We start from the raw sequence: 23,286 nt of genomic DNA, 5'->3' as shown, positions 1-23,286 counted from the left end.
CGCCACCACGGTCAGGGGTTGATCCGGCCCGCGCCGGCCCCGCTCGTGACGATGGACTTGACGTTGTTGGGGTTGTCGAGCTGGTACGAGTACGGGATGCCGCCCGTGCTGCCCGCGCTCTGCGGTGCGCCGGAGCCGACGAAGACGTTGTTGCGCTGCACGAGGTCGCCGGGGTCGGAGTCCGCGTAACCGACCAGGGTCGGCTCGTCGACGCCCTCGAAGTAGTTGCCCTCGACCAGCACGCCGGCGTCCATCGTGGACGCGACGCCGTACTCGTTGTTGTAGTAGTAGTTGTTGTAGACGTGCACCGGGTTGCCGAAGCGCACGCGCGGGTGGCGCGTGCCCGAGCCGTCGAACCAGTTGTGGTGATAGGTCACCCGCAGGTGCCCGACGTCCTGCGACGCGTTGTCGTCGGAGTGGCCGAGCAGCATCGACTTGTCGTGGCCGAAGACGCGGTTCCACGAGACGGTGACGAAGTCGGAGCCGCGCTTGATGTCGACCGCGCCGTCGTACCCGTCGGTGAAGCTGTTGTGGTCGACCCAGATGTTGGTCGCCGACTGCTCCACGTTGATCGCGTCGTCGGCCCAGCCGCGGAACGACAGGTTGCGGATGATGACGTTGCGGTCGCCGTTGACGGTGAAGCCGCAGCCGGAGATCGTCGCGCCGGAGTTGCCGAGGATGGTCTTGTTGGACCGCACCCGGATCATGCCGGAGCACGAGATCGTGCCGCTGACCCGGATCACCGCGGCCCCGCTCGCCCCGACCGCGCTGGTCAGGGCCGCCGCGCTGGTGACCGTGGTGGCCGAAGCGCTGCCGCCGCCGGTGGTGCCGCCGTTCTGCGTCGCCCAGCCGACCAGGCCGGTCTGCGGCGGCGTGGTGGGGCCACCGGTCGGTGGCGGCGTGGTCGGGTTGCCGGTCGGCGGGTCGGTCGGGTTGGTCGAGCCTTCGGAGCTGACCACCACGTCGTCGAACCGGGCCGAGGCGAACACGGTCACCAGGCCGATGCGGCCGGCGCTGTGCGCGCTGTTGCTACCCGACGCGATCCGGTTGCCGTTGACGAAGCCCGAGATCGTGCTGCCGTTGGCGTCGATCCGCAGCGTGTACCAGGTGCCGGTCGACACCGTCAGCGCCGCCGAGCCGATCACGGTGACCGCGGAGCCGTCGACCGCCTGCAGCTCGGCCCGGTTGGCGTTGGTGAGCGCCAGCCGGTACATCTTCGTGGCGGACGACGACCGGGCCGCCAGCGCGACGAGCCGGTTGCTGCCGTTGAAGGCCAACGGCTTGACCCGGGCCTGCACCGAGTAGGCGGTCCAGCTCGTCTGCCCGGCGAACTCGCGGGCGAGCTCGCTGTCCGTCTTGGACTGCGTGAACGCCGGTGTGCCGTCACTGACCACCGACCAGTCGCCGCCGGACTTCGACCAGCCGCTGGCGTTGCCGTCGTTGAAGTCGTCGGAGAAGAGGGTCGCCGCCTGGGCCACGCCGCCCAGGCCGAACGCGACCACGATGGCGGCCAGGGCCGCCGCTGTCACCGCGAGCAGCCCGCGGCGTGCCGTTCTCGTCATCAGCTGTCTCCTCAGATCCGACCCGCGCCGGCCTGCGCGGTCACGGTGGACTGCACCTGGGCACAGGGCAGCAGGGTGTACGCGTACGGGACCGCCGAGACACTGCCGCCCGCCTCGCCGGTGCCGGAGTTGGTGAAGCAGTTGGCGCGGGCCACGATCCGGCCCGGTCCCGACGACGCCTCACCGAGGTGGAACGGGTCGTCGACGTTGACGAAGGAGTTGCCCTCGACGATGACGCCGGCGTTCTCGGTCGACGCGACGCCGTAGTTGCCCGTGTCGTTGTAGTGGTTGTTGTAGACGTGCACCTGGTCGCCGAACCGGACGCGCGGGTTGCGCTGGTTGGTCGCGTCGAACCAGTTGTGGTGGTAGGAGACCTTCAACCGGCCGGTGTCCTGGGCGGCGTTCTCGTCGTCGTGGCCGAGCAGCATGTTCTTGTCAGTGCCGTCGGCGTGGTTGTAGGAGATCGTCACGTACGACGAGCCCCGCTTGACGTCGACGCCGCCGTCGGACCCGGTCGTCCACGTGTTGTGGTCGATCCAGACGTGGTGGCTGAACATCTGCACGTTGATGGCGTCGTCCGGCCAGCCGCGGAAGTTCAGGTTGCGGACGATGACGTTGTGCACGGCGTTGGCCGGCGGCGCGGTGACGTCGTCGTCGATCGGCAGGCCGATGTTGAGCCCGCCGCCGGTCAGGCCGGAGCCCGAGCCGAGCCCGACGATCGTCTTGTCGGAGGTGACGTCGTGCATGGGCCCGGGCAGCGTGAGCATGCCCTGCACCTGGATGACGCGCGGGCCGGCCTGCGCGATCGCCGACAGGAAGGCGGAGGCGGTGGTCACCGTCACGGTGGGACCGCCGGCGCCGCCGCTGGTGCCGTTCTGGCCCCAGGCGTTCACCGAGGCCCAGCCGTCGGCCACGTTCGGCTGCGGCGGGTTGGTGGGCCCGGTCGTCGGCTCACCGGTGGGCTCACCCGTGGGCTCGCCGGTCGGCTCTCCCGTTGGTTCGCCGCTGCCGACGGTCGACACGAGCACGTCGTCGAAGCTGGCCGTGGTGTAGAAGGTGGCCACGCCGACCCGCCCGCTGGCCCACCGCGTGTCGGTGGCCTCGGTGAGCAGCGTGCCGTTGACGTAGCCGCGCAGCCGCGACCCCGCCACCTCGAGCCGCAGCGTGTGGAAGGTGCCCGCGCTCACGCCGACGGAGGCGGTGTCCAGTGTGGTCGACGAGCCGCCGACCAGCCGCTTGAGCTCGACGGTGTTGTTGGAGCGCAGGGCCAGGTAGTAGTAGCTCGTGCTGCTCTGCACCCGGGCCAGCACCGCGACGAACCGGTTGCTGCCGTTGAAGGCGATGGGCTTCACCCGCGCCTGCACGGAATAGTCTGTCCAGCTCGCGGTGCCCGCGATGGCGCGGGCGTCGCTGCTGGTGCTGCTCTGGCGGAGCACGCGGGAGCCGTCGGTGGCCACCGACCAGCTGCCCCCGTTGGTGGTCCACCCGGCCGAGTTGCCGTCCTCGAAGTCGTCGGAGAGCAGGGTGGCGGCGCTGGCGCCGGTGGTCATGCCGAGGACCAGCGCCGCGGCGGCGACTCCGGCCCCGAGAGCCGCCAGCAAACCGCGGCGTCTTGACGTGGGTGACACGGATTCCTCCTTGATCGATAGTTGTCGATCTCTGAGGGTGCGGAAGGCCCGGGCTGAGAACGCCTTCCGTACCTGATTGCGCGGTGCCGGCGGGCCGGGTCTCCGGTGGTCCTCAGCCGTCTCGAGGCTGCCGCCTCGTGACGCCTTCCGGTCGCCACTGACCCGCCGGCACCTTCGCCGGGGTCAGACCTTGCCGACCCCGGCGCCGGCGGTCACGAGCGCTTTGACCGCCGAAGCGTCGTCGAGGGTGTACGCGTAGTACGCGCTGGGCTCCTGCACGGTGCCCGAGCATTCCGGCGCGCCGGACTCACCGGCGAACACGTTGAGCCGGGCGACGCAGCGGCCACGCGGGCCGGCGTACGTGTTGGTCACCGGCTCCTCGACGTTCTCGAAGTAGTTGCCCTCCACCACACAGCCGGCGTCGGCCTGGCACGCCACCCCGGTGTCGGTGTTGTAGAAGAAGTAGTTGTTGTAGACGTGCACCGGCTCGCCGAACCGGACCCGTGGGTTGCGCTGCGGCGTCGCGTCGAACCAGTTGTGGTGGTAGCTCACCTTGAGCCGGCCGACGTCCTGCGCGCCGTTGCTGTCGTCGTGGCCCAGCAGCATGTTCTTGGTGTGGTGGTGGGTGTGGTTCCACGACACGGTCACATAGGACGATCCGCGCTTGATGTCGATCAGACCGTCGTAGCCCTGCGCCAGGTCGTTGTGGTCGATCCACACGTGGTGGGCGAACATCTGCACGTTGATGGAGTCGTCGCTGGCGTTGCGGAACGACAGGTTCTGGATGATCACGTTGTGCACGGCGTCGGCCGGCGGCGTGGTGGCACCGGAGACCGGGCCGCCGATGTTGAAGCCGCCGCCGGTGATGCCGGCCGTGCCGCCGACGCCGACGATGGACTTGTCGCTGGCCACGTCGTGCATCCCGGCCGGCAGGGCGATCGTGCCGTGCACGCAGATCGTGACGGGGCCGGTCCGGGCGATCGCGGTGAGCAACTCGGCGGCGGTGTCCACGGCGACCGTCGGGCCGCCGGCGCCGCCGGTGGTCGTGCCGTCGACGGTGGCGAAGCCGCTCGGCGTGCCGCTGACCCGGCAGGTGCCGGTGGGCGGCGGGTCGGTCGGCGGCGGCGTGGTCGGGTCGGGCCCGGCGCCGGTCTCGACGGCCACGTCGTCGAAGGCGGCGCTGGCGTAGGACGCCACCAGGCCGATCCGCCCCGAGGCGAAGGTGCTGTCGGTCGCCCGCACCAGCGTCACGCCGTTGACCGCGCCGGAGAGCTGACCGCCGGCGACCCGCAGGCTCAGGCCGTAGGCGGTGCCCGGCGTCACCCCGACGACCCCGGTGGCCAGGGCCGTCGCCGTGCCGCCCGAGACCCGTTGCAGCTGCACGGATCCGCCGCCGGTGAGCACCAGGGCGTAGTAGTTGCTCGACGTCTGCACCCGGGCCGCCACCCCGACCGTGCGGGCGGTGGAGCCGAACGCGATCGGCGTGACCCGAGCGGTGACGGTGTAGTCGGTCCACGACGTGGTGCCGGCCAGGGCGCGGGCGTTGGCGCCGGTGCTCGACTGCCGGAAGGCCCCGCTCACCACCGACCAGCTCCCGCCCGACCGCGACCAGCCGTTGGCGTTGCCGTCGTCGAAGCTGTCGGCGAACACCGGCGCGGCGAACGCCATGTTCATCCCGACCACGCTCAGCGGCAGGGCGAGGGCAGCGGCCGCCGCGACGGCGGCCAGACGTCTTCTCATCGAGGCTCTCCTAGGTCGGTAGGCGGCGGGCGCCCGCGCACAGCTCGACCACGAGCGCGGCTGCCGGCGCGGGCAGGACGGGACCCGCGCGCAGGCTGGGCGTCCAGCCGGCGTCGGGGCTGAGGTCGGGGTCGTGCGTGGCGTTGTAGGCGGCGAGCAGGCTGGCCGGCCGCGGCAGTGACCAGCCCGAGCGGACCCAGGTGCCGACCTCGGTGAGCGCCGTGCCGCCCCAGTCGTAGACGAACGCGTCCGTTGCGACGCCAGCACCGAGCGCGACGTAGTTGTTCTCGGCGTAGATGGCCGACTGGACGCCGACGCCCCAGCTGTACTCGTAGGGCTCGGCGACGGGCACGCGGTAGAGGTTGTTGTAGACGTCGACCTGGCCGAACCGGACCCGAGGCGCGCGCTGCACGCTGCCGTCGAACTCGTTGTGGTGCAGGGTCACCTTGAGGGCGCCGACGTCGGCGCCGGGCGTGTTGGTCGAGCCGATCAGCATCGTCTTGTCGTGGTTGGTGAACCGGTTCCAGGACACCGTCACGTAGTTGCTGCCGTTGGTGATGTCGACCTGCCCGTCGTGCACCTGGTAGGGCCGTCCGAAGTGGAGCGGCTGGGCGGAGTCGGGGTTGTCGGCGTCGGTGAACGTGTTGTGGTCGATCCAGACGTGCTGCGAGTTGCGGATCCAGACGTTGTCGTACGCCGCGTTCCAGTTGCCGGCCTCGCCGTCGGTCGGCGACCAGACCGGGAAGCAGTCGCGGGTGTCCTCGTGGGTGATGTTCCGGATGATCACGTTGGCGCTGCCGTCGAGGCGCAGGAAGACACCGTTCAGCCGGGCGGCGCCGGCACCGATGATGGTCTTGTTGGAGCCGACGTTGACCCGCACCCGCGCGCTCTGGTTGGCGGCCGAGCGCACCCGGGCCTCCTCCAGCGGTCCGCTCGGCGCGACGCGGCCCCACACCGCCGGGTCGTAGGCGGCGAGAAAGGCGTCCAACGAGTACGCCGGATCGGCGAACTGCGCGCACGACAATGGCGCTCCGGACGGGTCGGCATTGCCGAGAATGGTGCCGTGGACGACGACGATCGCGGGATCGGGGCCGGCGACCGCGGCCGCGAGCTCGTCGCGGTCGGTCACGTGGAAGACATTCTCCGGGGTGGCCGCGGCGCCACCGGTCGTGCCGGCCCCGTCCGCCGCCCAACCGTCGCCGGCCGGCAGGATCTGCCTGGCCAAGCGGTCGATCATAGAGGTCGGGGCGGCTGCGGCAGGCGCCGCGAAGGCCACGACCAGCACGCCGGCCACGCTGGCGGCGAGACTGCGAAATCGCATTGAGACACTCCGTTCGCAACCTGGAAACCTATTCTGAAACATAGGTATCGGTCTTTATGAGTGTCAATGCTGTCGATGTGCAGGTATGTTGCAGAGAATTGCGGCAATGCCAATGGGCCCGACCGTCGAAACGGTCGGGTAGGCGCCTATTGGCCCTATTTCAGGTGGGCGGTTGACCCCGTGGTTTGCAGAACCGTTTCCGTGTGCGGTGGGTGGGCCCACGGCACGCCGAGCTCGGACGGCAGCGCGAGCCCGTTCGCGGCCCGGCGGAGCACGTCGTTGATCCCGCCGATGGAGCGGATCCGGGCCGGCCCGGCGCCGATGTCGCTGACGACACCGGCGTCGAGCGCCACCGGCGGCGGCGCGTCACCGAGGGCGTCGACCACCGCCGTGAAGCCCACGGTGGCGGCCAGTGGCGCCCGCAACGGGACGCCCGCCCGGTCGGCCCGGTGTGCGAGCAGGTTGTCGAGCAGGTCGACCCGGCCGGGCACCTCGCGCAGGCCGGGTTCGCCGGGCAGCCGCAGGCGGTCGGTCGGGTATTCCAAGGTGGCGCTCCCCCGCTCCCCGGTGACGACCACCTCACCGGGGATGAACTCCTCGCCGGCCAGCGTGACGGCGACGACGACCGGTGGCCCGCCCGGGACGGTCAGCCGCAGCACGGCGGTGTCGTCACTCTCGATCGGCCGGGTCCGGTACCGCTCGACCTCGATCCGACTCGGCAGGGTCGCCGCCCCTTGCTCTGCAGCCATATACGCATCACCTGTCGGCCCGCTACCGGTGATGCGTATATGGCTGCAGAGCAAGGGATCGGCGATGGCGAGGGCCTGCATGACGGCGTGGCCGAGCGGGTTGGTCAGGGCGCCGTCCACGGCCCGGCGGCCCGCCCACGGCGAGCGGGCGTAGTAGGCGTCGTCGCGCTGCCACGACGCCACCGCGGCGACGCCGGTGAGCCGGCCCAGCGCGCCCCCCGCGACGGACGCGCGCAGCTCGTCCAACGCGGCCGACCCGAGCGCCTGGAAGCCCACCTGGCAGGCCAGGCCGGTCTCGGCCAGGGCCGCCGCCAGCCGCTCGTGGTCGGCCAGCGACAGCACCGGCGGCTTCTCCAGCAGCACGTCGCACCCGGCGGCCAGGGCGTCCAGCGCGATGGGCAGGTGGCTGCCCGGCGGCGTGCAGATCACCACCACGTCGGGCCGGGCGTTCGCGAGCAGCTCACGATGATCGCCGAAGACGGGCGTGTCCGCGGGCACCGGCGCGTCCGGGTCGACCGGGTTGGGCTCGGCGATGCCGGCGAACACGATCTCGCCCGCCTCGTGCCGGGGCGCGAGCCGCCGCCGGTGCCAGCGGCCGTGGCCGTTGGCGCCGATCAGCGCGACCCGCGCCCCCGTGGTCATCGCACACCGGCCAGTGTGGACTCCACGCCGTGCTTGTCGAGCTCGGTCAGCCACTCGACGACGAGACCGCGCACGGTCTCGTCGGCCGCCAGGTCGGCGGGGAACACCGCGGTCAGCCCGAACAGCGCGTCGGCGAGGCCCTCCGGGCTTGCGGGGGCGTCGGCCACGGCCGCGCGGATCCGGTCGGCCAGCGGGTCGTCGAGGGTCAGCGACCGGCCGTCGTCGGCGACGCCGCGGGCGTACCGCATCCAGGCCGCGACGACCAGGGCGCCGTAGCGCGGGACCCCGCCCGCCGCCCGGCGGTCGCGGATCGTCTCCAGCACCCGCTGGGGCAGCTTCTGCGAGCCGTCCATGGCGACCTGGGTGGTCCGGTGGACGATGGCCGGGTTGGCGAACCGCTCCAGCGCCGACTCCCCGTATTCCACCACCGAGACGCCGTCCGGCGGGGTGAAGCTCGGCGCCACGTCCTCGGCCACGAACCGCCGCATCGCGTCGGCGAGACCGGCCATCCGGTAGGCGTCGGCGATCGTCTCGCACCCGGCGAGCGCGCCCAGGTAGGCCATGGCCGAGTGCACCCCGTTGAGCGAGCGCAGCTTGAGCCGCTCCCACGGCCCGGCGTCGTCGGTCAGCACCGCGCCGGCGGTCTCCCAGGCGGGCCGCCCGGCCGGGAAGTCGTCCTCGATCACCCACTGCCGGTAGGGCTCGCCGTAGACCGCGACCTCGTCCCGCACGCCCAGCAGCGCGGCGGCGGCGGCCCGGCTCGCGTCGGTCGAGGCCGGCACGATCCGGTCGACCATCGTGCCGGGGCAGCGCACGTTGGCGCGCAGCCAGGAGTCGTCGTGCCCGGCGCGGGCGTACGCCGCCTCGAGCATGCCGCCCGTGCGGCGTCCGTTGGCGGAGAAGTTGTCGCAGCTCACGATCGCGATCGGGCCGGCGTCGGTGCGGGACCGGGCGACCAGGCCGCGGAAGAGCAGCCCCGGCACCGTGGTCGGCGGCCGGTCACCGCGCAGGTCCGCGTCCAGCGCCGGGTCGTCGAGCAGCCGGCCGGTCGCCGGGTCGAGCCGGTAGGCCTTCTCCGTCATGCACAGCGTCACCACCCGGATCGCCGGGTCGGCGAGGAGGGCCACGACGGAGTCCGGGTCGGCGGACGCGGCCCGGGCGCCCGCGAACGCCCCGACGACCCGGGCCCGGGTGCCCTCCGCGGACACCTCGCTGACGCTGTAGAGCAGGTCCTGCGCCTCGAGCGCGGCGACCACCGCCGTCGAGCGGGGCGCGACGCCGACGATCCCCCAGTCGCCGCCGGCGGCCGCGAGCGCCTCCTCGGTGTAGAGCGCCTGGTGTGCCCGGTGGAACGCGCCGAGTCCGATGTGCACGATGCCGGCGGGCACCGTGCCGGGCCGCACCAGCGGCCGGCTCTCGACCGGCAGCCGGCGCAGCGAGCCGAGACCGAGCAGCGGGTTCATCGCCACACCGGCCCGTCGGGGAACGAGAACTCGGCGACCGACTCGGGTTTCATCGTGGCGCTGTAGCCGGGCTCGGTCGGCAGGAGGTAGCGGCCGCCCCGGGTGCGCACCGGGTCGACGAAGTGCTCGTGCAGGTGGTCCACGTACTCCACCATCCTTCCGTCGAGCGAGCCGCCGACCCGCAGGTAGTCGAAGAACGCGAGGTGCTGCACCAGCTCGCAGAGGCCGACGCCGCCGGCGTGCGGGCAGACCGGCACGCCGAACTTCGCCGCCAGCAGCAGCTCGGCGAGCACCTCGTTGACCCCGCCGACCCGGCACGCGTCGATCTGCATGACCCCGATCGCCTCGGCCTGGAGCAGCTGCTTGAAGATCACCCGGTTGGCCGCGACCTCGCCGGTGGCGACCCGGATCGGGGCCACCGCACGCTGGATGCGGGCGTGGCCGAGCACGTCGTCGGCGTGCGTCGGCTCCTCGATCCAGTAGGGGTCTACCTCGGCCAGCCGGGCCATCGCCGCGATCGCCTCGTCGACGTCCCACACCTGGTTGGCGTCCATCATCAGCAGCGCGTCGGGGCCGATCTCGGCACGGATGATCCGGGCCCGCCGCACGTCGTCGTCGAGGTCGCCGCCGACCTTCATCTTCATGGCCCGCCAACCCTCGGCGTACGCGGCCCGGGTCAGCTCGCGGACCTTCTCGTCGGGATAGCCCAGCCAGCCGACCGACGTGGTGTACGACGGGAAGCCGTCCCGCCGCACCTGGGCCAGCCGCTCGGCGTACCCGTGGCGACCCTTGTCGAGGATGGCCGCCGCGTCGTCGGGGGTGAGCGCGTCGGTGATGTGGTGGAAGTCGACGTTGGCGACCAGCTCCTCGGTCGGCAGCTCGGCCAGCAGCTGCCAGAGCGGCATCCCGGCGGCCTTGGCCCGCAGGTCCCAGACGGCGTTGACCAGCGCGCCGGTCGCCATGTGGATGACGCCCTTCTCCGGGCCGAGCCAGCGCAGCTGTGGGTCGGCGGTGAGCGAGCGCCAGAACGCGACCGGCTCGGCGGCGATCCCGGCCAGGTCCCGGCCGACCACGTGGTGGGCCAGCGCCCGGACGGCGGCGCAGGTCAGCTCGTTGCCCCGGCCGTTGGTGAACGTGAAGCCGGCGCCGACCAGCGGGCCGTCGGTGCTCAGCTCCACATAGGTCGCCGAGTAGTCGCCCCGGTTGATGGCGTCGGAGCCGTCGCCGGCGGCCGCGGTCGGGAACCGGACGTCGTGCACCTCCACGGCGCGGATCGTGGTCACTGCTCATCTCCCAGCCGGAATACCCGCTTGGGCAGCCGGTACGCGAGGTCGACGATGGTTTCCGCGGCCTCGTCGAACGGCAGCCGGTGCTCGGCCACCAGCCGCGCCAGGAAGCCGGCGTCGACCCGGCGGGCCACGTCGTGGCGCACCGGGATCGAGCAGAACGCGCGGGTGTCGTCGACGAAGCCGGCCGTGTTGTAGAAGCCGGCGCTCTCGGTGACCGCCTCGCGGAACCGGCGCAGCACCTCGGGCGAGTCGAGGAACCACCAGGGCGCGCCGAGATAGATCGCGGCATAGCCACCGGCGATCGGGGCGAGCTCCCGGGTGAACGTGTACTCGTCGAGCGTGTAGACCACCACGCGCAGCCGGGGGTCGTTGCCGTAGGCGTCGAGCAGCGGGGTGAGCGCGTGCAGGTATTCGGTCGCCTGCGGGATGTCGCCGCCCACGTCGCGGCCGTGCGCCCCGTGCAGCCACCGGTTGTGGTTGCGCACCGCGCCGGGGTGCAGCTGCAGCACCAGACCGTCCTCGATGGACATCCGGGCGAACTCGACGAGCATGTGCGCGCGGAAGGCCTCCGCGTCGGCCGCGTCCGCCTCGCCGCGCAGGCCGCGGGCGAACAGCCGGGCCGCCTCGGCGGGGGCCAGGTCGAGGGTACGGGCGGTCGGGTGGCCGTGGTCGCTGGACGTCGCACCGGCCGCGATGAACGCCTCCCGGCGCGACCGCAGGGCGGCCAGGTAGCCCTTGTAGGTGGCGGTGTCCTCGCCGGCCACCTCGCCGAGCCGGGCCACCCGCTGGGCCCAGCCCTCGAACTCCATGTCGACCACGTCGTCGGGGCGGAACGTGGTGATCACCCGGCCGCCCCAGCCGTCGGCCGCCAGCTTGGCGTGCGCGGCCAGGTCGTCCAGCGGCGACTCGGTGGTGGCCAGCACCTCGATGTTGAAGCGCTCGAACAGCGCGCGGGGCCGGAAGGCCGACTCGGTGAGGCGCGCGGCGATCGCGTCGTAGACCTCGTCGGCGGTCTCCGGCGTGAGGCGGGTGGTGACGCCGAAGACGGTCTCGAACGTGCGCTCGAGCCAGAGCCGCGACGGGGTGCCGCGGAACAGGTGCCAGTGGGCGGCGAACAGCCGCCAGATGGCACGGCCGTCGGTCTCGGTGGGCTCGCCGTCGCGGGTCGGCACGCCGAGCCGGGCCGGCGGGATGCCCTGGCTGAGCAGCATCCGGGTCAGGTAGTGGTCCGGCACGATGAGCAGCCGGGCCGGGTCGGGGAACGGCTCGTCGTCGGCCAGGACGGCGGGGTCGACATGGCCGTGCGGCGAGATCAGCGGCTGGTCGCGCGCGAGTTCGTAGAGCTCGCGGGCGATCGCGCGCTGACCCGGCTCGGCCGGAAAAAGCAGGTCGGACATGCACTCCCTCGCGGTCAGGTCGGATCGAGCAGGTCGGCGGCGGCCACCGGAGCGCCGGTCGCCATCGAACGGTTGGCGGCCAACCCGGTGAGCAGCGCCAGCGCGCCGTCGCGGGCCGTGGCCGAGCGGTCCATCGGGTCCGTGGCGCCGCCGAAGAGGACGGCGGTCATCCGGGCGTCGGCGCCACCGTGGCCGCCCCGGCGGTAACCGGGAACCGGCACCTCGCGGGGCGGCGCCCAGAACGGATGGACGGTCAGCCGGGCCCGGCCGCGTTCGGCCGCGGCGACCTCGCCGTGCACGGCGGCGCCCTTGACCTCACTGGCGCCGGCCGGGCTGACGTGGTCGCTCTCGACGACCTCGAGCTCCAGGCGGCCCCGGCTGCCGTTGACCATGACGCGATAACCCTCCCACGGCGCGTACGCGGTGAGGTGGTAGGTCATGGTGGCGCCGGTCGAGTAGCGCACCAGCACGGCGAGGTCGTCGTCGATGGTGACGCCGGGCGCGAACACGTTCTGGTCGCGCAGGTAGCCGTCCTCGTCCTCGGCGTCGAGATAGAGGGCGCGCAGCTGCGGGTTGTCGGCGAGGTGCAGCGCGAACGGGTCGGTCTTGGCCTCGGGCGCGCCGTGCCCGCGGGCGTAGTCGCGCGCGTAGCCGTGCCGGCGCCCCTCCGGGCCGTAGAAGAACCGCCGGCCCTGCGCGAAGACGGTGGCCGGCGTCGCGTCGAGCCACCAGTTGACGAGGTCGAAGTGGTGGCCGGACTTGTGCACGAGCAGCCCGCCGGAGTTGGCCGCGGCACGGTGCCAGCGGCGGAAGTAGTCGGCGCCGTGCCGCACGTCGAGCAACCACTCGAAGTGGACGGAGCCGATCTCGCCGATCTCGCCGCCGGCCAGCAGCTCGCGCAGCGCCTCGTGCAACGGGTTGTAGCGGTAGTTGAAGGCCACCCGCACCCGCCGGCCGGTCTCCTCGACCGCGGCCAGGATGCGCCGGCAGCCGTCGACGTCGGTGGTCATCGGCTTTTCGGTGACCACGTCGCAGCCGGCCCGCAGGGCCGCCACGATGTAGTCGGCGTGGGTCGCGTCGACGCTGGTGACCAGCACCTCGTCGACCCGCTCTCTGGTCAGCATCGCGGCGAACTCGGCGGCGGCGTAGGTGTTGACCGGTGCCGCGCCGAGCTCCTCCAGCCAGCGGTTGTGCGCGGCCATCCGCGTGTGGTTGACGTCGGCGAGGGCGGTGACGACGGCCCGGTCGGCGTGGTCGACGGCCAGCGCGCGCAGGAACATCCCGGCCCGCGCCCCGGCGCCGACCAAGGCGTAGCGACGTCGCCCGTCAGGCATCGACGATTCCCTTCGCGATCTGCAAACGTTTGCAGGAAACTAACCACGCAGCCGTCGTACCCGTCAATGTCTTGTCCGTTATACCCGGCTATGCCAGTCCTAAGTGCCCGCCGGGATCGCGCCCGCAACCGAGTCGCAACAAGAGACCGTTGACAGTCACGCAACCGTTTGCATTAATTGGCGCACTTGAGTGACCGCCACCACACCTCGGGAGGGGTTTCCGCGTGCCAGCCACCATCCGCGACGTCGCGCGCGAGTCCGGGGTGCACATCTCCACGGTCTCGCGCACGTTCTCGGCGCCGCACCTGGTCAACCCGGAGACCCGCAGCCGCGTGCTGGCCTGCGCCGAGCACCTCGGCTACCGACCCAACCGGGCGGCCCGGGCGCTGATCACCGGGCGCACGCACAACATCGGCCTGATCGTGGCCGACATCGCCAACCCGTTCTTCCCGCCGCTGATCAAAGCCGCGGAAAGCCAGGCCCGGCAACGGGACTACCACATCTTCGTGACCGACACCAATGAGGACGCGAGCGTCGAGGAAGGGCTGGTCCGCGCCCTGGCCAAGCAGGTCGACGGGGTGCTGCTGTGCAGCCCGCGGATGAGCAACAGCCTGATCGAGCAGCTCAGCCGCGAGGTGCCGCTGGTGGTGGTCAACCGCCAGCTCACCGGCCTGCCGACCGTGGTGATGGACGTGGCGCAGGGCGCCCGGCTCGCCATCGACCACCTCGGCCGGCTCGGCCACCGGCGGATCGCCCTGGTCGCCGGCCCCCGCGGCTCGTGGACCAGCCGGGAGATCCGCCGGTCGGCCATGTCGGCGGCGCGGGCCGGCGACGCCGACCTGACCGTCTTCGGCCCCAACCTGCCGACCGAAGACGGCGGCATGGCCGTCGCCGAGCAGATCGCGCGCTCCGGCGTCACGGCCGTCCTCGCCTACAACGACCTCATGGCCATCGGCCTCATCGAAGGCCTCTCGATCCAGGGCCGCCGGGTCCCGGAAGACATCAGCGTGGTGGGCATCGACGACATCTCGCTGAGCCGCCTCACCCGGCCCAAGCTGACGACGGTGGCGACTCCAACCGCCGCCGCCGGACGGGCGGCCGTCGACATGCTCCTCGCGCACGGCGACGACCGCCGCACCACCGCACAGGTAACCCTGCAGACCGAACTGGTCATCCGCGACTCGACGGGGCCGGGCCCGGGTCCGCACAGCCATGCGGACCCGGGCGGCGTGGTCGCCGCCGCCCCCGGAGATGTCGCCTCCTACGCCAAGGAGTGAGCGCACATGCACCGCGCACCATCCCCGCGTGCGGTCGAGCCGGCCACGCGCCACCACCGTACCGCCTTTTCCGGGCCTGGCCTGCGGCGACGCCTGCTGGCCGCGCTCGTCGCCATCCCCCTCGCGCTGACCGCCGCCGCGTGCGGTGACGACGGCGGCGCCGCCGACGATCCCAACAAGCCGATCGAGCTCTCCATCTTCTGGTGGGGCGCCGAGGGCCGCGCGAAGCTGACCGAGGACGCGCTGGCGCTCTACACCAAGAAGCACCCCAACGTGACGTTCAAGAAGACGTGGCAGGCCAACCAGGGCTACTTCGACAAGCTGGCCACCCTGACCGCCGGCGGCGACGCGCCGGACCTCTTCCAGATCGACGACAACTACCTCACGGAGTACGCGTCCCGCAACGTCACGCTCGACCTCACGTCCTACAAGGACGGTGGCAAGCTCGACCTGTCGAAGTTCCCGGAAAGCCTATGGCAGTACGGCGTCGTCGACGGCAAGCTGGCCGGCGTCGCGTTCGGCGAGAACACGCAGGGCCTGGTCTACAACAAGACGCTGCTCGACAAGCACAAGCTGCAGCCGCCGACGACGGGCCAGAGCTGGGAGGACCACATCGCCTGGGCCGAGAACGTGTCGAAGGTCGCCAAGGTGCCCGGCACCCAGGACCCGAGCGCCGACTACAAGGCGTTCTGGGTGTGGCTGCGCCAGCAGGGCAAGGACCTCTACAAGGACAAGCAGCTCGGGTTCACCGAGCAGGACGTGGCCGGCTGGTTCACCCTCTGGAAGGGCGCGCGGGACCGGGGCGCGACCCCGACGCCCGACGTCATCCACGAGGGCAACGTCACCGACATCAGCAAGCAGCTGGTGGTCACCGGCAAGGCCGGCACCTCGTGGGTGTGGGCCAACCAGATGCCGGAGCTGAAGAAGAACACCAAGGACGAGCTGGGCGTGGTCGCCTACCCCGGTGACCCGAGCGCGCAGTGGGCCCGGGCGTCCATGTACTTCTCGGTGTTCCGCGGCAGCGAGCACAAGGACATCGCGGTCGACGTCATCAACTTCCTGTCCAACGACCCCGAGGCGGCCCAGGTGCTCGGCACCGACCGCGGCCTGCCGTCCAACCTGGACATTCGCAAGGCGGTGTCGGAGACCGTGACGGACGCCAACATGAAGCAGTCCATCGCCGTGCAGACCGAGCTCGGCGCGAAGTTCGGCGCGTCGCCGCAGGTGCCGCTCAAGGGGCACAGCAAGGTGCGCTCCGAGCTCATCAAGGCCGCCGAAGAGGTGCAGTTCGGTCGCCAGAGTCCGGAACAGGCCGCCGCGGCATACATCGCCGCCTGCAAGGCCGCGATCGGACAGGCCTGACCCTTGGCCATCAGCACCGCGCCGCCGGCGGCCCTGCCCACCGGCCCCGCCTCCCCCGGTCCCGCCAGTCGGCGGGGCCGGGGTGGCCCGCGCCGCCGGGAGAACCTCGCCGGCTACGTCTTCCTGTCGCCGTGGCTGCTCGGGTTGATGGGCATCACCGCCGTCCCGATGCTGCTGTCCCTCTATCTCTCCTTCACCAACTACGACGCGCTCTCGGACTTCTCCGCGGTCGAGTGGGTGGGCTTCGACAACTACCGCACGATGTTCACGGCCGACCCGTCGTTCTGGCACGCGGTGCGGGTGACGATCACCTTCGCGGTGGTCGCCGTGCCGTTGAAGCTGGCCGCCGCGCTCGGCGTCGCGCTGCTGCTCAACCGGGCGTTCCGCGGTGTCGGCCTGTTCCGCGGGCTGTTCTACCTGCCGTCGCTGCTCGGCGGCAGCGTCGCGCTCGCCATCGTCTGGGTCAACATGTTCAACCGCGACGGCGCGTTCAACTCGCTGCTCGGCCTGTTCGGCATCGAGGGCGCCCCGTGGGTCAACGACCCGCGCTTCGCGCTCGAAACCCTGATGGCGCTGGCGATCTGGCAGTTCGGCGCCCCGATGGTGATCTTCCTGGCCGGGCTGAAGCAGATCCCGGTCGAGCTCTACGAGGCGGCGTCGGTCGACGGCGCCAACGCGTGGCGGCAGTTCCGGGCGGTCACCCTGCCGATGCTGTCGCCGGTCATCTTCTTCAACCTGGTGCTGGAGACGATCAACGGCTTCCAGGGCTTCACGGCCGCCTTCGTGCTCAGCAACGGGACCGGCGGGCCGGTCGACTCGACGCTGATGTACACACTCAACCTCTACATCAAGGGCTTCACCGAGCTGCGGATGGGCTACGCGTCGGCACTGGCGTGGGTGTTCCTGGTGGCGATCGCGCTGATCACGGTGGTGCTGTTCACCACGGGCCGGTTCTGGGTCCACTACGCGGACGGGGAGGACCGGTGACGCGCACGGGCAGCCGTACCGTCGTGCGGTTGGTGATCCTGATCGTGATCCTCACGGTGGTGCTGTATCCGCTGCTGTGGATGATCGGCACGTCGGTCAAGTCGCGCGAGGAGATCGCGACCAACATCGGGCTGTGGCCGGACGTGTTCACGCCCGGGAACTTCCGCGACGGCTGGCAGAACTTCGACGTGAGCTTCGGCCGCTTCTTCGCCAACAGCGCGATGGTGGCGCTGCTGACCGTGGTCGGCAACGCGGTCTCCTGCCTGGTCGCCGCCTACGCGTTCGCCCGCCTGCGCTTCCGGCTGCGCAAGTTCTGGTTCGCCATCATGATCGGGACGCTGCTGCTGCCCGGGCATGTCTTGATCATCCCGCAGTACGTGCTGTTCAAGCAGCTCGACTGGGTCGGCGGACCGTGGCCGTACCTGCCGCTGCTGGTCCCCCAGTTCCTGGCCACCGAGGCGTTCTTCGTCTTCCTCATGGTCCAGTTCATGCGCGGCATCCCCTACGAGCTCGACGAGGCCGCGAAGATCGACGGAGCGTCGCCCTACACGGTCTTCACCCACGTGATCGTGCCGCTGAGCCGGCCCGCCCTGGTCACCACGGCGATCTTCTCGTTCATCTGGACCTGGAACGACTTCTTCCGCCAGCTGGTGTTCCTGTCGGACCTGGGCGACTACACCGTCCCGGTGGCGCTGACCCTGTTCATCGACTCCACGAGCGAGAGCGCGGTCGGCCCGATGTTCGCGATGTCGCTGCTGTCGCTGGTGCCCGTCTTCCTGTTCTTCGTGGCCTTCCAACGCCTGCTGGTCGAAGGCATCAACACGAGCGGCCTGAAGGGATGAAGCCCGACTGGCGCGACACCGTACGCGTCGCCACCGATGTAGCGGTCCTCGGCCTCCTGACGGTGGTGGCGTCGCTGGCCGTGCTGACGGCGGGGGCGGCGCTCGCCACGGCCAGCTACGCCATGCACCACTTCCTCGTGCACGACCGCTGGCCGGGCATCCGCGCGGCGGCGCGGGTCTTCCGCCGCGCCCTGCTTCCCGGGGCCCTGGCCACCGCGGTGGTCGCGGGTGGGGTGTGGCTGATCGCCGTCGACGTCGCCGCCCTGTCCGGCGGCGCGGTGCCGGGCGGGGCGGTGCTGTTGGGGGTGACCGCCGTGATCGCCGGCTTGGGTGCGGGGTATGCGGCGCTCGCGTTGGTCGCCCTCGGCCGCAACCTCGCCGCCACCGCAATCGGCGGACGCGCGCCGGCGACCGGCGACCGCGTCAGCGCCGCCGCGGGCGCCGGCGCGGGATTTGGCGCGGCCGCCGGCGCGGGATTTGGCGCGGCCGCCGGCGGCGCCGCGTCGGGTGCGGTCGTCGGGTGGCGGGGCGCGTTGCGGGAGGCCGCGGCCGCGCGGCCCGCGGCGGTCGCCGGCGCGACGGGCGTCGTCGCCCTCGCCGCGCTGCTGGCCGTGCTGGTGCATCCGATCCTGGCCGCCTGCCTGGTCGGCTACGCCATCCACGCCCTCCACGTCGTGACCCGCCGCCTGGCGCCGGCGGCTTCGCCGCTATCCGCTCAGTAGCATCCGCACCTCCGTGGGGGTGTGGCCCAGGTGGGTGCGGACGGTGCGGCACAGATGGGCCTGGTCGGCGAAGCCCAGCTCCGCCGCCAGCCGGGCCCCGTCGGCCTCGCCGGCGGACAGCCGGTCGAGTGCCCGCCCCACCCGCAGCCGGTTGCGGTAGTGCGTCAACGACACCCCCATCTCCCGCGAGAACGCCCGGCTCAGCCGATAAGGCGAAACCCCCAGGCCGGCAGCCAACGGGATCAGCCCCCGAGCCGACGGGTCGTCACCGGCGAGCAGGCCACGAGCCCGAGCGACGAGCACCCGATCGGCCGCCGAGGCCCCGACCCCGGCCGGCACCGGCGCGGTGGAGACCTGCCGAGCCACCCGGCCCAGGACCGCCACCAACTCCTCGACCAACCGGTAGTCCCGATCAGGAGACGCCGTCGCCCGCAGGAGACGCCGGTGCGCCAGCTCCAACGGGCCGTCGACGTAGACAGCGGCCCGAGGGCGACGATCGCCGGCGACCGAACGCCACAGCGAGGCCGACACCGCCACCGCGGTGCAGAGGTCGCCCCCGACCGGGTGGGCGAAGCGCTCCTCGGCGAAGGGCACCGCGACATAGCCCACCGTGCGGTCGAGGTCGACGCCCACCCCGTCGACCATGCGGCGGAACCGCCCACGCACCGGGAGCACGACCGCGTGCCCGGTGCGGGACTCGACCGGCGACCAGCGGGTGTGGTCGTCGGTGCAGGTCATCGACGTGATCGTGAACCCCGACCCCGCCGCGAGCCGCCGCCCGGATTGCATGCGAGCACGCTACGACCCACGTACGACAAGAATCTTCAAGCCGCCCGCACCACGAAGCCGCGACGCTGAGAGCCATGGACATCTCCACGATCGTTTTCGACAGCGCCGACCCGGCCAAGCTGGCCGCCTTCTACGCCGAGCTGACCGGTTGGCCGGCCACCCACCAGGACGACGACTTCCACGTGTTCGGCGAGGGCCCGATCAAGCTCGGCTTCCAGCGGGTCGCCGACTACCGCGGCCCGAGCTGGCCGGCGCCGGGCACGCACGTGCACCTCGACCTGTCCGTCGACAACCTCGGCCAGGCGGTCGACCGCGCCATCGCCGCCGGCGCCACCAGGCCCGACCGCCAGCCCGGCGACACCTGGGTCGTCCTCACCGACCCGGAGGGTCACCCCTTCTGCCTGAGCGAATAGCCTCGACCGGGTGTACGGGTTCGCGCGCCGGGAGTTCACCATGACCCTGCTGCGGCGCATGGCCGACTACCAACCGGAGCTGGTCAGGAACGCGTACACCCGGCTCGGCGCCACGAAGGCCGACTACCTCGCCGCCTTCAACCGGTGGCAGACCATGCTCCACTCGCCGCGCGCCCCGCGCGGCCTGGACCTGCTGCACGCGGTGCTAGGCCCGGAGGACCACCTCGAGGCCGTACGCCTCGGCGACGTCACGGCGACCGTCTGCCACTGGCGCCTCCCCCTCTGGCCCGACCTCCGCTGGCAGGCGATCGTCGGCGCGGCCAACGTCGTCATCGACGGCACCCTGGCCCGCGGGCCGGACACGCCGACCCCGCCGCTGCCCGAGACGCCCGCACCCTGGTCATGCGTCGTCGCCGACACCCTCGCCCGCTGGCCCGACGCCCGCCAGGTCGACCCCGAGGTCCCCGCCCGCTGGCTCGTCGAGACCGACCGCCACCGGCTCTGGTTCACCCACGGCCTGTTGCAGCGCGTCGACGACCGCGACGACTGACGGCCGCGCCGCCGTGGCGCCCGCCACAGCGCGAAGACCCGGCGCGACGGCTGGGGGCGCGATCGGCACGAACACCACCCCGGCGGCACCGGATCCCGGCCCAGCCGGGGAATGACCGCCGCGCCCAGCGCCCGGCCCGCGTTCGTCGAGCCGTTCGGCCATGGGTGCGCGGTGCCACGGGGTGGGACCATCGGCCTGTGGAGCTGTGGGAGCGAGCGGCCCCGCTGGGCGTGCTCGACGAGCTGCTGCGGGCCAGCGCGGCCGGTGGGCGGGTCGCGCTGGTCGCCGGTGAGGCCGGCGTCGGCAAGTCCGCGCTGGTGACCGAGTTCGCCCGGCGGGCCGGCGGCCGGGCCCGGTTCCACTGGGGATGGTGCGACCCGCTGGTCACCCCGCGGGCGCTCGGTCCCGTGCACGACATCGCCCGCCAGCGCGGCGGTGGCCCGCTCGCCGACCGGCTCGCGGCAGGCGCGACACCGGAGGAGATCCTCGCGGCGCTGTTGGACGACCTCGACCACCCGGCGGTGCGCCCGATCCTGGTCGTCGAGGACGCCCACTGGGCCGACGAGGCCACCCTCGACCTGCTCGTGTTGCTCGGCCGCCGGATCGGCCGGCGCAACGCGCTGCTGGTCGTCACCTATCGCGACGACGAGGTCGGCGCGGCCCACCCGCTGCACCGCGTGCTGGCCGCCCTGCGCGGCACGCGGATCACCCTGACCCCGCTGTCGGCGGCCCGCGTCGCCACCGAGGCCGCCCGGGCCGGACGGGACGCCGAGACGGTGCTCGCGCTCACCGGCGGCAACCCGCTGCTGCTCACCGAACTGCTCGGCACGGCTGGCGACGGGGCCCCGGAGACCGTACGCGGCCTGATCCTCGACCGGATCCGCGCGCTGCCGGCGGCGGCCCGCGACCTGGCCGAGCTCGTCGCCGTGGTGCCCACCCGGGCCGACAAGGCGCTGCTCGTCGGCCGTGACGACCAGGTCGACCGCTGCGTGGCCGGCGGCGTGCTGGTGCCCGCCGGCGACGGCGTCGCCTACCGCCACGAGCTGCTGCGCACGGCCGTCGAGGAGGCGCTGGCCCCGCGGCGGCGGGCCGCCCTGCACACCCTGGCGCTGGAGACGCTGGCCGCGGCGGACGGCGTCGACCCGGGCCGGGTGGCGCACCACGCCCGCGCCGCCGGCGACGCCGCCGCCACCCTCCACTGGGGACAGGTCGCGGCGGCCGAGGCCGCCCGGCAGGGCGCTCGGCGGGAGGCGGCCGAGCACTACCGGGCGGCCGTGGCGCACGCCGACCGCCTGCCGCCGGCCGAGCGGGCCGGTCTGCTGGAGCGGTTCGCGATCGCGGCCTACCTGGCCGGCGCCGCGGCCGACGGGCTGGCGCCGCAGCGCGCCGCGATCGCGATCCGCGAGCGGTTGGGCGACCCCGAACCGATCGGCGCGGCCTGGCGGTGGCTCTCCCGCATCGCCTGGTGGTCCGGCGAAGGCGCGGAGGCCCGCACCGCGGCGGACCGCGCGGTGGCGGTGCTCGAGGCGTTGCCGCCGGGTCAGGAGCTGGCCATGGCCTACAGCAACCAGTCGGGCCTGCGGATGTTCGACTACGCCTTCGACGAGGCGATCGACCTGGGCGACCGGGCGCGGGCGCTGGCCGAGCGGTTCGGCGACCGCGAGACGGCAGTGCACGCCGCGATCAACGTCGGCACCTCGGCGATGCAGCTCGACCGGCCGGGCGGGCGAGCCGAGCTCGAGGCCGCGCACGCCGCCGCCGTCGCGGGCGGCTACGCCGTCCAGGCGACCCGGGCGCTGCTCAACATCGCCGGCGTCCTGGCCGAGCAGGCGCGGTTCACGGACGCGGCGCCGGCGCTCGACCGGGCCGTGGCCGACGCCCGGGAGCACGACCTCGCCGGCTATCTCCAGTGCCTGCTCGGCGCCCGCGCCACGGTCAGGTTCCAGGCCGGCGATTGGGCCGGCGCGCTCGCCGACGCCGACGAGTCGTTGCGGCTCCCGGCGCAGGGTGGCATCGGCCGCGTGCCGGCGCTGGTCGTGCTCGGCCGGATCCACGGCGCCCGCGGCGAGCGCGCCCTGGCCCGCCAACACCTCGACGAGGCCGACGAGCACGCCCGCCCGTCGCGCGAGATGCAGTGGGTCGGCCCGGCCAAGAGCGCGCGGGCCGAGCATTTCCGCTGGTACGGCGAACCCGAGCGGGCCGCCGCCGAGCTGTCGCACGCCCTCGACCGGGCCACCCGCGAGCACGCCGGCCCGCACAGCGGCGAGCTGGCGTTCCGGTTCTGGCAGGCCGGCGGCGGCGACCGTGCGCCCGTGGACGCGCTGGCCCCGTACCGCGCGATGATCGCCGGCGACTGGCCCGCGGCGGCCGCGGAGTGGGACCGGCGCGGTGGCCGGTTCCTGCGCTGGGAGGCCCTGGCGCTCGGCGACCGGGCGGCCGCCAGCGAGGCGCTGCGTGGCCTCGACGCGCTCGGCGCCACCCAGGCGGCCACGTGGTTGCGGGGCGACCTGCGCCGCCGGGGCATGGCCGCCGTGCCGCGGGGGCCGCGGGCGACGACGGCCCGGCATCCGGCCGGGCTCACCACCCGGCAGGCCGAGGTGCTCGGGCTCCTCGCCGACGGCTTGTCGAACGCCGACATCGCCAGCCGCTTGCGGCTCGCCCCGAAGACGGTGGACCATCACGTGTCGGCGGTGCTCGCGCGGCTGGGTGTGCGCAGCCGGGCGCAGGCGGCGGCCCGCGCACACAAGTTAGGGATTTCTCCCCATTCCGCGAACGGCTCGGCTTCCTAGCGTGTAAGCCAGGAGCCAAACCCGAGGGGGAGAATCATGCCTGGAAAAGCCGTCGTCAGTCTGATCACCGGCCTGGAAGACCCGGAGAAGGTCACCGTCGCCTTCCTGGTCGCGGTCGGGGCCGCGGAGCAGGGCCGGCCGACACTGATGTTCCTGACCAAGGAGGCCACCCGACTGGCCATCAACGGGGTCGCCACCGGTGTCGCCTGCGAGGGTTGCCCGCCGCTGGCCGACCTGGTCAAGCGCTATGCCGCCGCGGGCGGCAAGCTGCTCGTCTGCCCGATCTGCTTCGACTCGCGCAAGCTCGACAAGGGCGACCTGGTCGACAACGCCGAGCTCGGTGGCACGGTGCCGATGTGGCAGTGGATCGGCGACGAAGGAGCGACCACCTTCAGCTACTGAACCAGGAGCGGCGGCCGTGCGTACCCAT

At 72.6% G+C, this 23,286-nt stretch carries 19 protein-coding genes; 9 read left to right on the top strand and 10 right to left on the bottom strand.

The genetic code is table 11. The annotated features are described in order from the left end of the window. Positions 1–11: 11 nt before the first annotated feature. The 9 genes from O7635_RS18800 to O7635_RS18760 all read right to left on the bottom strand — a co-directional run bounded on the left by O7635_RS18800 (position 12) and on the right by O7635_RS18760 (position 13,125). Positions 12–1,562, bottom strand: a complete 1,551-nt coding sequence (locus O7635_RS18800; protein WP_278081743.1) for a right-handed parallel beta-helix repeat-containing protein — start codon at positions 1,560–1,562, stop codon at positions 12–14. Positions 1,563–1,573: 11 nt separating this feature from the next. Further along, the gene (locus tag O7635_RS18795; protein ID WP_278081742.1) at positions 1,574–3,190 is read right to left on the bottom strand and encodes a family 16 glycoside hydrolase; all 1,617 of its coding nucleotides are present in this window, start codon (positions 3,188–3,190) and stop codon (positions 1,574–1,576) included. 183 nt (positions 3,191–3,373) lie between these two features. Next, on the bottom strand, positions 3,374–4,930 hold the full coding sequence (locus O7635_RS18790) for a pectate lyase (protein ID WP_278081741.1): 1,557 nt from the start codon (positions 4,928–4,930) through the stop codon (positions 3,374–3,376). A gap of 10 nt (positions 4,931–4,940) precedes the next feature. After that, positions 4,941–6,251, bottom strand: a complete 1,311-nt coding sequence (locus tag O7635_RS18785; protein WP_278081740.1) for a pectate lyase — start codon at positions 6,249–6,251, stop codon at positions 4,941–4,943. Between the two features lie 155 nt (positions 6,252–6,406). Continuing rightward, a complete protein-coding gene (locus O7635_RS18780; protein ID WP_278081739.1) occupies positions 6,407–7,642 on the bottom strand; it encodes a Gfo/Idh/MocA family oxidoreductase in 1,236 nt (411 codons plus the stop codon). After that, a complete protein-coding gene (locus O7635_RS18775; protein WP_278081737.1) occupies positions 7,639–9,105 on the bottom strand; it encodes a mannitol dehydrogenase family protein in 1,467 nt (488 codons plus the stop codon). Before O7635_RS18775 ends, O7635_RS18780 begins: the two co-directional genes overlap by 4 nt. Continuing rightward, a complete protein-coding gene (locus tag O7635_RS18770) occupies positions 9,102–10,388 on the bottom strand; it encodes an enolase C-terminal domain-like protein (protein WP_278081736.1) in 1,287 nt (428 codons plus the stop codon). The genes O7635_RS18775 and O7635_RS18770 overlap by 4 nt, the downstream gene beginning before the upstream one ends. Continuing rightward, a complete protein-coding gene (gene uxaC / locus O7635_RS18765) occupies positions 10,385–11,791 on the bottom strand; it encodes a glucuronate isomerase (RefSeq protein WP_278081735.1) in 1,407 nt (468 codons plus the stop codon). The genes O7635_RS18770 and uxaC overlap by 4 nt, the downstream gene beginning before the upstream one ends. 14 nt (positions 11,792–11,805) lie before the next feature. Beyond that, positions 11,806–13,125 (bottom strand): Gfo/Idh/MocA family oxidoreductase, encoded by a 1,320-nt coding sequence (locus O7635_RS18760; protein WP_278081734.1) that lies wholly within the window; start codon positions 13,123–13,125, stop codon positions 11,806–11,808. Between the two features lie 224 nt (positions 13,126–13,349). Here O7635_RS18760 and O7635_RS18755 point away from each other — a divergent pair, with 224 nt between their 5' ends. From O7635_RS18755 to O7635_RS18735, 5 genes are all read left to right on the top strand, one after another. After that, positions 13,350–14,402, top strand: a complete 1,053-nt coding sequence (locus O7635_RS18755; RefSeq protein WP_278081733.1) for a LacI family DNA-binding transcriptional regulator — start codon at positions 13,350–13,352, stop codon at positions 14,400–14,402. A 6-nt stretch (positions 14,403–14,408) separates the two neighbouring features. Beyond that, positions 14,409–15,764, top strand: a complete 1,356-nt coding sequence (locus O7635_RS18750) for an extracellular solute-binding protein (RefSeq protein ID WP_278081732.1) — start codon at positions 14,409–14,411, stop codon at positions 15,762–15,764. Positions 15,765–15,767: 3 nt separating this feature from the next. Beyond that, entirely contained in the window at positions 15,768–16,751 is a 984-nt protein-coding gene (locus O7635_RS18745) for a sugar ABC transporter permease (protein WP_278081731.1), read from the top strand. A gap of 80 nt (positions 16,752–16,831) precedes the next feature. Continuing rightward, positions 16,832–17,593, top strand: a complete 762-nt coding sequence (locus tag O7635_RS18740; protein ID WP_278085525.1) for a carbohydrate ABC transporter permease — start codon at positions 16,832–16,834, stop codon at positions 17,591–17,593. Continuing rightward, entirely contained in the window at positions 17,590–18,315 is a 726-nt protein-coding gene (locus O7635_RS18735) for a hypothetical protein (protein ID WP_278081730.1), read from the top strand. Before O7635_RS18740 ends, O7635_RS18735 begins: the two co-directional genes overlap by 4 nt. Here O7635_RS18735 and O7635_RS18730 read toward each other — a convergent pair. Beyond that, the gene (locus O7635_RS18730; RefSeq protein ID WP_278081729.1) at positions 18,301–19,104 is read right to left on the bottom strand and encodes an AraC family transcriptional regulator; all 804 of its coding nucleotides are present in this window, start codon (positions 19,102–19,104) and stop codon (positions 18,301–18,303) included. The two genes, O7635_RS18735 and O7635_RS18730, sit on opposite strands and share 15 nt — an antisense overlap. A 74-nt stretch (positions 19,105–19,178) precedes the next feature. Between O7635_RS18730 and O7635_RS18725 the strand changes: the two genes are divergently transcribed. The 4 genes from O7635_RS18725 (at position 19,179) to O7635_RS18710 (ending at position 23,258) form a co-directional block, all read left to right on the top strand. Next, on the top strand, positions 19,179–19,517 hold the full coding sequence (locus O7635_RS18725; protein WP_278081728.1) for a VOC family protein: 339 nt from the start codon (positions 19,179–19,181) through the stop codon (positions 19,515–19,517). A 10-nt stretch (positions 19,518–19,527) separates the two neighbouring features. Beyond that, the gene (locus tag O7635_RS18720; RefSeq protein WP_278081727.1) at positions 19,528–20,067 is read left to right on the top strand and encodes a hypothetical protein; all 540 of its coding nucleotides are present in this window, start codon (positions 19,528–19,530) and stop codon (positions 20,065–20,067) included. A gap of 197 nt (positions 20,068–20,264) precedes the next feature. Further along, positions 20,265–22,856, top strand: coding sequence for a LuxR family transcriptional regulator (locus O7635_RS18715; protein WP_278081726.1), 2,592 nt, complete (start codon positions 20,265–20,267; stop codon positions 22,854–22,856). Between the two features lie 36 nt (positions 22,857–22,892). Beyond that, positions 22,893–23,258 carry a DsrE family protein gene (locus O7635_RS18710; RefSeq protein ID WP_278081725.1) on the top strand — a complete coding sequence of 122 codons (366 nt, stop codon included), beginning with the start codon at positions 22,893–22,895 and terminating at the stop codon, positions 23,256–23,258. Positions 23,259–23,286 lie beyond the last annotated feature (28 nt).

The organism is Asanoa sp. WMMD1127 (genome assembly GCF_029626225.1).
Classification (GTDB): Bacteria; Actinomycetota; Actinomycetes; order Mycobacteriales; family Micromonosporaceae; genus Asanoa.
This window is presented reverse-complemented; position numbering and strand designations above follow the sequence as displayed.